Below are 10,155 nucleotides of genomic sequence, written 5' to 3'. Positions count from 1 at the left end.
CATGGTTTAGTACGGAAGCTACTGTACTAAGTTTTCCAAATGTCACAGACTTAGGTGTATTAAATAAAGTAACATCAGTTCATGAAACTCGTATGCACAAGTACACTATTCTTAGACATGATGCTAGAATAGATACTATATTTAATGGACAACCGTTAAATATGGGAAGTAATCTTAATGTTTCTAGGCGTAAAATATCATCCATATTGCCTTATCAATTTATATCCAAGACTAATGTTTTTGAAATTGCACCGACTGATATAATAAATTTTTATTGCGATACTATAAGTGATGTTGTTTCAAAGTATATTGCGCGTGTTTATTTTTATGATAAAGATATGAATCTGTGTACAGATATAGAGGAAGATTGGTTTTATTCTGTAAATTTTAAAAAAATAAACAAACTTGAATCTTATCTTGAAGGTTATTTCTTATCAGTTGGTTCTACATTTTTATCACTGCATGAAAAGGCTAGAAAACGTATAAAATATATAGCAGTAGCTCTTTTAACTAATACTGATATAAATACATGTAATGCTAGATGGTTAAATGTTACATTGATGAGTATGAGAAACTTACTTTTATTAGATAGAACATATATTGAGAAAGATAACCTCTTTAATATGCCTCTTAATAAACCATCGAAGTTCATTGGGAAAATTGGTGATATAGTAAATGGGTATAGTGAATCTTGGAGATGTATTTTTTCATTAGATACCAAGGTTAGTTCCGTCATTAGCCCGGAAAGCATTAGTGTTGATAAATTTTATCTAAACTCAGTATTTAGTGGTTGGAAAGTTGGTGATATTATTGGAATTGATCTCAATGATGGATCAACGCATTGGACATGTATAAAAGAGGTCAATGCGGAGGTCTGCATTTTAAATGATAAAATACCATTCATAAAAGATATAGAGGGTAATAATGTCTATATTAGTAGATTAAAATAGTTAGTAATAAAGCAAAATTTTTAAAAACCATCTTTTAGATGGTTTTTTTTATGTCTAAAATTCGGGAAAACCAATGGAACCAGTTTCGACAGGCAGCTTGACTGCCTTTTTAAAATTCTATGGTGCTGCAATTGCTGTCACTTTGGCAATTGCAGCCGTAGCAACAGTTGTCATCATGATGCGCTTTCCACGCTCACCACAGGAGTGGGCAGTTGGCTTGATTTGTACAGTTGTCTCTAGTCTTGCAGGTGGCTCATTCATTATTGTCCGTTGGGGCTTACATGAATGGGTAACAGACATTTGGGGAATGATTGCCCTTGGGGGCTTTTTTTTCGTCTGTGGTTTACCAGGATGGGCAATTGTACGTTGGACTTTTAACTTCATAAATCAGCAAGAGGGTAAAACCATTATTGAAGTCGTAAAGGGATTAAAGAAAGTTAAAGATGAATAGTTTAAATAAGCCAAATGCCGCCTTTTATGGCGGTTTTATTTTGTCTGGAGAAAAGTAGTGTCTAAGAAATTAACAACTGAGCAAATTGAAAAACAAGCTGCATTATTGGGTATCTCAGTAGCAGCACTTCGAGCCGTGATTGAGGTTGAGTGTGAGGGTAGTGGTTTTAATAGCGATCAAACGCCAGTAATTCTTTTTGAGCGTCACGTTTTTCGGCAGCGTTTAATTGCAAACGACAAAGCGCAAACTGCCGAAAAGGCTATACGTGAACGACCAGATCTCTGCAATAAGACTGCAGGTGGATATGGTTTGTATTCTGCTCAACATGGGCGTTTAAATGCAGCTACTCAATATCATCGCGATTCTGCACTTGAATCAGCATCTTGGGGATTAGGTCAGGTGATGGGCTATCACTGGAAGTCATTGGGGTATCCAAATTTACAGAATTTCATTAATGCCATGTATCGCGATGAAGCATCACAACTTGATGCAATGTGCTGCTATATCAAGGTGAACAATTTAGTTAAAGCTTTGCAGAATAAAGACTGGAAAGCGTTTGCACGTGGCTATAACGGCCCAACATATGCAAAAAATCAATACGATGTGAAGCTGGCCAATGCTTATAAAAAGTGGGGTGGGAAGTGAATCTATACCTCATCTGGAAATACAAATACTGGATCGCAATTGCGGTCCTTTCTTTTATCTGCTTTGGGCAATTGGCTTATACCAATTATTTGGGTGGTGAACTGATTAAAGCAGAAGCCAAGTACAAAACCGAACTGGCCATTTCACAAGCCTCAACCGAAAAAGCCAAAGCCGAAGCTGCATTGAAAGAAAAGCAATGGTCTGAACAACTGCTAAAAGCGGAGCGAAATTACAATGTTAAAATCAAACAAGTCATGGCTGATGCCACTCGTGCTCAGTCCACTGCTGATCGCCTGTCAAAGCAACTCGATACAGCCAAAAGCCGTATGTCCACAGCTCCCAAAGAAACCATCATTAAATACATCGATACCAGCTCAGACATACTCAAAGAGTGCATCGCTGAATATCGAACGATGGCAGAAGCGGCTGACGGACACGCGGTTGATGCAGTGAGGTTGTGGGAAGGGTGGCCTGAGTAAAATTGTGGTACCTTTGTTGATGGGGGTGCCATTTGATATACGATCATGGGCTTTATACAAGAATTAAGAGCCTTATTCTCGTGGTTAAGGCTTTTGATACTAGTTTAAGTAACTGATTTGAATTATGTAATTAGACTTGTGCCACATGGGGTGTATTATGTTAATTTTAGGAGAAATAAAGAGTGCACATACTTAGCCTTGATGAATTAAATGAACATTTAAATACCTTTGATCAAGTGAAAAAGTTAGATCTTAATTATGATCATGAAGAAAATGGCTATACTCTGACTTTAATTCTTTCAAAAGATCTTTTCACTGAAAATGTAGAAAAATTACTTATTAAGTTCGTTTATATTTCAGATTTTTCTTTAAATGAAAGTTTTTTAAATAACTTTCAACAATTTATGTCATTATATATAGAAAAAAATAATGATCAGTTAGAAAATGTACACTATCAAATTTCGCAAGTTGAAGATGAAAATATAGCTTTTAAATGTAAAGGATTTTTAGCCAATTTAATATAATGATCGTTATGTGAAATTAATTAGATCTTGCTACATTCTACAACAACTAGAATCAGGGCAGGGTAGCGATTTAATGCTGTGGGCCATTGATGTTGTAGTTAAGTACAGCGAATGTTAGGTGAAACATGGCACTATTGTTAATGCCTTTAAATAAAGGACACACAGTTGATGTTGAGCGTTTTAGGGTGGGGTGGCCAGAGTGATGAATGTCTGGTCTAGTGACTGGGTTTTATATAAGTTGTAGTATGCTGATTTCAGATATTTTTAATAAATGTTAGTTAAGCTTCTACTTCTAAGGTCAATTATTTTCGTGGAACGGTGCGTGATATCTTTAATAAAGGTAACTAATTAAATAAGATAGCAAGATTGATATTTTAAATTTTTAAAAATGAAAATTCGTTTAAGTCTTAGATTAGTTGGTGATAATTTAAATCACAAAGAAATTATAGATAGTATAACTACTAATTTCATCTATAAATTTTATGATTATTAGTCATGTTTCATATTCTACCACCCAAGGGGTCTTCAGACGAATATCTTGATGAAAGCTATGAGGAGGATTTTATTGTATTTATTGAGGAAAATGATGAAAAATTATTTAAACATGATATGAGAAGCTTTTCTCTATTTATAGAGGTCTATTATATTGATCAATGTAATTTTGAATTACTGAATAATAGTAGACTTTAAAGGTTGAGTCAATTTGATATAAATATGCCAATTAGTGTATATCATGAAGATGAAAATGGTAATCTTCTATAAATATAGTAAAAGAACTTTATTATGAGATTATTCTTTAATTTTTTTGACTAATTTAAATTTTGGAAGTATGTGGTCTAAAATTATTACACACGGGGAGAGGAACTAGATGGAAATAATTAATTCACCAGTTGAAGATATTTACTTAAAATATACAGAAGAGAATGTTTGGAAAATATATTTTCTAGACGAATTACATGATCTCGATAAAAATGACTATAGAGTTGGTTTGTCATTATTGCCATTTTTAGAAATGGGAAGAGAAAATGTTCTTAAAAATATCAATAATAAAGCTTCAATAGAGTGTTTTCCTGACAAACTAATTGTTGATGTTGTATTCACTGAAGCACTTTCTATTGGTAGTAGTAATTATTGGACAAATCTTGCTTTTCAATGGTTAGTTGAAATGTCAAATTATGATGCAACTTTATATGATGCAGATTTATATGATGATTATTTAAGAGAAATTGCTTTTAACAAGGATTATGGGCAGAAGTTAAGGCATTCCATTCTTAAATTTTTGAAAAAAAAGAGTTACAAGTAATAGTTGTAACATTAACTGTATGTGCTTATCGTATTACTTTTTACAACTTTCGTCATTTTAGAATTTAGATTAATTTTAAAGACTTCCTAGGGGAGACTTTTAGAAATAGCAAAGGCTAGTTATTGAATTTTATATTTATGTTAGCTGTTATTTGATATATAAGTTTATGTTTGAATTAAGAGTAACTTAGAGCCAGCTTTGCAAATACAAATATTAGAAGTCTTCAATTGTACATGTTCCTGAAGAATATATATTTAATCTTCAAATTACCCTAATAGAACAGATTATAAGTATACATTGAATAATTTATAAATTAATTCAATTTAGGCCAATCTCAACATCCCTACTTTTTATTTTAGAGATAGTAAAATTAAAATTTAAACTTATTCAACATATTGGATTTACATAAAAAACAGATTAATCTATTAAAATTCTATGTTAGAAAGTGTAATAATTATAATGATCTACACAAAGGCTGTCCCACGAAAACATACGAACCAAATGAAAAAGCTATCTAAACGAAAATTAGATGAGTTTTTTATGCAGTTGGATGAGCTCTCAGTGACATCATCACCAAGAGAAATTTTAAGTGTCATATTGGGTTGGATGAGATCGAATAGAGAAATATTTAGTCATATACCTTTTTCAGATGATCATTTAACTGATATGTTGAAATTAGATGCAGATATTTACCCAGTAGAATACTCACCATTGTATGGTGCAGAATTTATTCATATTAGAAATTGTTTCAAACGATATAAGCATGGATACAAAGATCAAAACGGTCTTTCTAGATTGCTGAGATATACACTTGAAAGTTTATTATTTTTTGAAGTTGATCTTAGTTGCCTTAGTTGTGATAGAGGAGGACTTCTTGTGTTGAAAAATGAACAGGAAAATAAATTTTTCTATGAGTGTCGACAGTGTGGACAACTACATCATGTTGATGAGTATTTAAATTTATTAGATAAAAAGTTAGCTGGACCTTTAGTACCAGCAACAACTTTAGATTTGGGTCTCCAAACCCAACAATTTATTGCTTCAATATATTTAAAAGAAAATATAATTTGGTAAATTGGAAACATCAAGCTAGAGAAGTAATGATAAAGTTTAGCTATAATTATTTCAAATAATTACTCTAATAGACTTAAAGCAGTGGAGTATTAATAGGTTGGTAGATGAACAGGTTGAATTGCGAGTTGTACTTCAAAATATTTGCCAAATTTTCACATGTAAAACCTCTATGGAGATTAAACCAGGTATTGCAGTTATGTTAAATTCCCAATATAGAATAGATACTTGGTATATAGAAACTGGATTGATGACAAGTTGTGGAGTGGCGCCATGACAGTCGCAGGGAACCCAGGTGTCTTGATTCTTGTATTATTATATTTTTTTTTAATTCAAATGTTACTAGCTTTATTGGGTGGTTTTTTAAAACAAAGAAGATTTGAGATCCTATATTACAATACACTTATTGGGATGTGGCCCAATAGTTTTTTGCTTAAATCCCTATATGAAAAGTTTGTGAAGTTTGGGGTGAGTGAAAATGATTACTGGATTATTTATATATCTTCATGTGGTGTGCTTAATTTTTTATTTTTCATATTAAATAATATTAATAAAAATAAAAATATATTGATTTTTAGATGGTCTTTTTTTGTATGGGTTTCTGTGTTTGGAAGTTTTATTTTCACGTTTATAACAATCCGATAAATGTAAAATTTAATTCAATCGCTATCTTATCTTCAATCAATTCAGAGAACTATTAAGATCACTAAAAGGAGTTTAAATTCTACTAAAACATTTGGGTGACTGAGAGGGTGACTAGGGTAAAGAAAACCCAGTCTAATGACTGGGTTCTATATGAGTTGTATTATGCTGATTTTAGAAGAATTAAATTAAGACTAAATAGCCTATTTATTTCGCTAGTCTTCATTAACATCGCAACTACTAAGAAATGTTTTCAATACAAACGCTTCATTAGCTACACCATCTAGACCCTCATACTCAAAGTCGTACATACCTTTAACTAGAATAGTTAGCTTGTTTTGTCTGCTTAGGAAAAAGCTTAAACTTACTACATCAACAGGGTGATGGGCACTATCTAAATATATCGAACCATCTAAATCACCCTTAGTAAAAGTCAAAGACTTACCAGCCAAATCTCGAAGCTTTGTTGAAGGCAGATCAATATAATCCAAACGAATAATTGGACTTACGATCTCATCTTGGTAGATAAATGGCTCCATAAAATATGGATAGATATTTCAGAATCTGTAGAGCTAAAAATAATTGCGTGTTTGGCAATTAAGTTTTTTGTGTTAAATGTGTTCATATATAGTTGAAATAAAAAAATTATTTGTTTGATTCTATATCAACAATTCTTGATGATGTAATTTTTTAAGCAAATACATATCCATTTAATATAATGGGCGTTATGTGAAATCTATATGTTGAAGGTCCTAAATATGTCTGTATGAAAATACCAATCGTCCTGATTTACAGTAGTAGAATCAGGACAGGGTAGTGCTTTAATTCTATGGTCACTTGACACTATAATTAAATACAACGAGTGTCAGGCAAAACAAGGTGCTATTGTGGAGGCCCTCAGGTGAGGGCACGCAGTTGATGTCGGGCGATTGGGGAACATAAACTAACTTTTTGGTTAGTCTATGCGAAAGTAAAATAGATGGACTTTAAATGAAATTAAAGTTTTAGAATTTCTTAAATTAATACTTATAGAGTTATCTTTATAATTTTTATTTATTAATGTGGTTAGCAATATCTTTTGCTACTTGCACTGCAATATCATCCCAAGCTGAGTCCAAAAGCCCTGTCTGTGATGATCCACCTATTTTAGGATCTTTGAGGTTGGATACAAATGTTTTCGTCCATTTCTCCTCTTTATATTCAAAAGTTGCTGTAAATGTTACATTTGCAACATCGATAGCGGGTGCATTGAAAGTTGCAGCCGAATATTCAAATCCAGATCTCGCATTATCAACAGTAATAGTTAAGGGAGTTCCTTTTTGTGTTAATTTAACAAATTGAGAAAGCGCCTCTTCAATTCGATTAGATAAGGCCACCCCTGTAGGTATTCGAGTTCGGGTTGCGCTGCCAACAAAACTATCTGCACCCTGAACATCAATACGTTGAGGAAAAGTATTAGGATTCCATTTAATAACAATAGCTTCTTGTGTTTTTGGTATTTCAGCGAGTTGTTTAATTGATGTGTAGTTCAAACGGTTATTAAAAGGTAAATTAACAGCACATCCAGCCAGCAGTGACGAAAATAATAATGATGTTGCTAATCTATAGATTTTCATTGTGTTTCCTGTGAGCGAAATATTTGATTTTCCTTTTCATCTTAATATTTATAAATATATTTCTCTATAACTTGTATTAACTTAGGTAGTTTTATATTGAAGGTATAGATATCAAAATAAAGTATCAAGTGCTGGTGATCTCTTTTTTGGATTAATTCAAGACATATATACTTAAAAGACAAGCTAATCTACTTGTACTTTGCCACGATCTATAGCAACTAGAATCAGGACCGGGTAGTGTATTAATTCTATGGTCGCTTGATACTGTGATGAAATACAACGTATGTCACACGAAGCATGGTGCAATTGTGAAAGCTATTAGGTGAGGGCCATGCATGCAGTTGATGTCGGGCGATTGAGTGAGGGGTGGCCTGCGCATTAATGCAGGTCACTAACTTTAACTTGGTCGGAAATTTGATATAAAAACTTTAACTATATGATTTAAAGAAAATAGTTAACTTGATTTCGCATAAGGTGTATTGTATTAATTTTAGGAAAATTTAAGAATCATACTAATGTGATTTATTAATCCTTTATTTTAGACTAATAAAAATATACGAGTTGTGTAGATATGAATGATGTAAGAGGTGGATTATTGCTCTTGGAACTAGATGAAAATACTCTAGAAAAATATACATATTCCTTAGAAGATATGAGGAACGTAGTCATTCATGCACTTTCTGAAAGCGTATCAAACTATTGGCCTGAATTAGCTTTAAAATGGCTTCAAAAAAGACCTGAGTATATTGATAGTGATGTTTTATATTGTATTGAGGATCTAATTAAGGATAAAAAGAAGTATTCTCAGAAGGTTAGACATCAGGCCATAAAGATACGTAAGGATTTTTTGAAATTAGATGCGTTAAAAGAGTTCGTAAATAAAACTGTGTAAGTTTTACTGAATTATGGCTAAATCACCAATTTGTCAACCAAGGATTATGGCTAAAAATGAGTTTTGTCAACTAGGTGGAAATAGCCTCAATCCAGAGGCTTCTTTTTTGGCTTAAATAAATTGTATTCATCTATGATCGATTGATCTGCCTTACTGGACCATCCATCAACCATGTTAGCCCATGTTTGCATCATTTCTCGTCTACCACTCATCCATTTGGCATGATCGTACGAAGCCCTTGTTTTATCACCTTTCACGTGTGCGAGCTGTAACTCTATCCAGTCAGAATTGAAGTCCGCCTCATAAAGGTCAGTTGATGCTGTAGCTCTAAAATCATGCATTGTTATATGTGGAAAGCCCATATTCTTAAATGCCATATTAAGGGTGGTTTTCCCAATCATTGATACTCCATTATCACCAGGGAAGATATATTCACTATCAGGGTAAAGCTCAAATTGCTTTTTTATTATTTCCAAAACTTGATCAGACAAAGGCACAATATGAGTTCTATTTTTCTTCATATTCCTTTTGCCCTCTTGGATTTCTTTTCTAGAGGCAACAGGGATTGTCCATGTTTTTTCTTCAAAATCGATAAAACGCTTTTCACCACGCCTAATTTCAATAGATCTAAGCATAGAGTAGATTAATACTTTTAAAGCATTTTTTATGCTCTGAAAACCATTATAGTTATCAATCTTAAACATAATGTAAGGCCTGTCTGCGGCATCTACGGGCTTCGCATGTTCAACCTCAGGTCGTTGAATATAACCTCTTAGTGCATAAGTCGGATCATTAGTGATTCTTTTAGTGACAATGGCATAACGCATTACTTCACCAATAATTTGACGAACTAGGGTCGTTTTAACTTCACCAGTATGGATACCACCGCTAGATATTCTAGCAATTGCATTATCTAGAATTTCCTTAACATCAAGAGAATCTACATCTTTAATTGGTTTGTTTTGAATAGCGGGATAAATGTCTTTTTTTAAATATCTAATTCGCAGCGTTGTCCAATCTTTAGATTTTAAATTTTTCTTAGTCTCAAGATACTCATTTGCTACAGCCTCGAAAGTATCAACGTGTGATTGTATGGCAGATTTTTTTTCATTCTTCTGAAATGAGACTGGGTCAACGTCTTTAGCAAGCTGCTCACGATATTCCATTGTTTTTGCTCTAGCATATGCTAAGCTTATTTCTGGATACTGGCCAATTGTTAGCATCTTGGCTGTTCCATGAAATCTATAACGATACCGCCAAAATTTTGAACCAGCTGGTCGGATCTCTAGACACAGACCAGAGTGATCGGCAACACGATAAACCTTATCAGTCGGCTTGAGTTTCTTTATCTTTAAGTCATTAAGCATTGTGTGTGAGTAACGGTATTTTTAAAAAGGATTACTCACAATCTTACTCACAAAATTCGGTAATGTCATTTCGTGCTAGGTTACTCACAGTAATAATAGAAAATAATGTAAATCAAAGTGTTAGTGTTGAAAGTGGGTAAAGGTTATAAAAGGTAATGGTGTTGGGGAGAATGATGTAATATCAGCTATACCATTATAAAAAAAGGTTGCTTATA

12 protein-coding genes are annotated in these 10,155 nt (G+C 32.9%); 9 read left to right on the top strand and 3 right to left on the bottom strand.

All coding sequences use genetic code 11. The annotated features are described in order from the left end of the window. From Aru01_RS18395 to Aru01_RS17150, 8 genes are all read left to right on the top strand, one after another. Positions 1-950: hypothetical protein (locus tag Aru01_RS18395; RefSeq protein WP_162183621.1), on the top strand; the 950-nt coding region annotated here is incomplete at its 5' end. Between the two features lie 73 nt (positions 951-1,023). Further along, complete coding sequence (locus Aru01_RS17180; RefSeq protein ID WP_016657033.1) at positions 1,024-1,401, top strand: hypothetical protein; 378 nt, start codon at positions 1,024-1,026, stop codon at positions 1,399-1,401. A gap of 57 nt (positions 1,402-1,458) precedes the next feature. After that, positions 1,459-2,046, top strand: coding sequence for an N-acetylmuramidase family protein (locus Aru01_RS17175; protein WP_016657032.1), 588 nt, complete (start codon positions 1,459-1,461; stop codon positions 2,044-2,046). Continuing rightward, positions 2,043-2,525 carry a hypothetical protein gene (locus Aru01_RS17170; RefSeq protein WP_016657031.1) on the top strand — a complete coding sequence of 161 codons (483 nt, stop codon included), beginning with the start codon at positions 2,043-2,045 and terminating at the stop codon, positions 2,523-2,525. The genes Aru01_RS17175 and Aru01_RS17170 overlap by 4 nt, the downstream gene beginning before the upstream one ends. Positions 2,526-2,707: 182 nt before the next feature. Next, entirely contained in the window at positions 2,708-3,049 is a 342-nt protein-coding gene (locus Aru01_RS17165) for a PIM8 family immunity protein (RefSeq protein WP_016657030.1), read from the top strand. An 868-nt stretch (positions 3,050-3,917) separates the two neighbouring features. Continuing rightward, entirely contained in the window at positions 3,918-4,352 is a 435-nt protein-coding gene (locus Aru01_RS17160) for a hypothetical protein (RefSeq protein WP_016657028.1), read from the top strand. Positions 4,353-4,853: 501 nt separating this feature from the next. Continuing rightward, positions 4,854-5,426: a hypothetical protein gene (locus Aru01_RS17155; RefSeq protein WP_155757972.1), complete on the top strand. Its 573-nt coding sequence runs from the start codon at positions 4,854-4,856 to the stop codon at positions 5,424-5,426. Positions 5,427-5,696: 270 nt separating this feature from the next. Further along, positions 5,697-6,068 carry a hypothetical protein gene (locus tag Aru01_RS17150; protein WP_016657026.1) on the top strand — a complete coding sequence of 124 codons (372 nt, stop codon included), beginning with the start codon at positions 5,697-5,699 and terminating at the stop codon, positions 6,066-6,068. A 212-nt stretch (positions 6,069-6,280) separates the two neighbouring features. Here Aru01_RS17150 and Aru01_RS17145 read toward each other — a convergent pair whose 3' ends face one another. Together Aru01_RS17145 and Aru01_RS17140 are read right to left on the bottom strand one after the other, a co-directional pair. Next, positions 6,281-6,604, bottom strand: a complete 324-nt coding sequence (locus Aru01_RS17145; RefSeq protein ID WP_016657025.1) for a hypothetical protein — start codon at positions 6,602-6,604, stop codon at positions 6,281-6,283. Between the two features lie 510 nt (positions 6,605-7,114). Beyond that, complete coding sequence (locus Aru01_RS17140; protein WP_016657024.1) at positions 7,115-7,681, bottom strand: hypothetical protein; 567 nt, start codon at positions 7,679-7,681, stop codon at positions 7,115-7,117. Positions 7,682-8,252: 571 nt separating this feature from the next. On the opposite strand from Aru01_RS17140, the gene Aru01_RS17135 reads away from it, so the two are divergent. Next, complete coding sequence (locus Aru01_RS17135) at positions 8,253-8,573, top strand: hypothetical protein (protein WP_016657023.1); 321 nt, start codon at positions 8,253-8,255, stop codon at positions 8,571-8,573. Positions 8,574-8,659: 86 nt separating this feature from the next. Here Aru01_RS17135 and Aru01_RS17130 read toward each other — a convergent pair whose 3' ends face one another. Then, positions 8,660-9,940: a tyrosine-type recombinase/integrase gene (locus Aru01_RS17130; RefSeq protein WP_016657022.1), complete on the bottom strand. Its 1,281-nt coding sequence runs from the start codon at positions 9,938-9,940 to the stop codon at positions 8,660-8,662. Between the last annotated feature and the right edge of the window lie 215 nt (positions 9,941-10,155).

The sequence above is a fragment of the Acinetobacter rudis genome (genome assembly GCF_000829675.1).
Classification (GTDB): Bacteria; Pseudomonadota; Gammaproteobacteria; order Pseudomonadales; family Moraxellaceae; genus Acinetobacter; species Acinetobacter rudis.
This window is presented reverse-complemented; position numbering and strand designations above follow the sequence as displayed.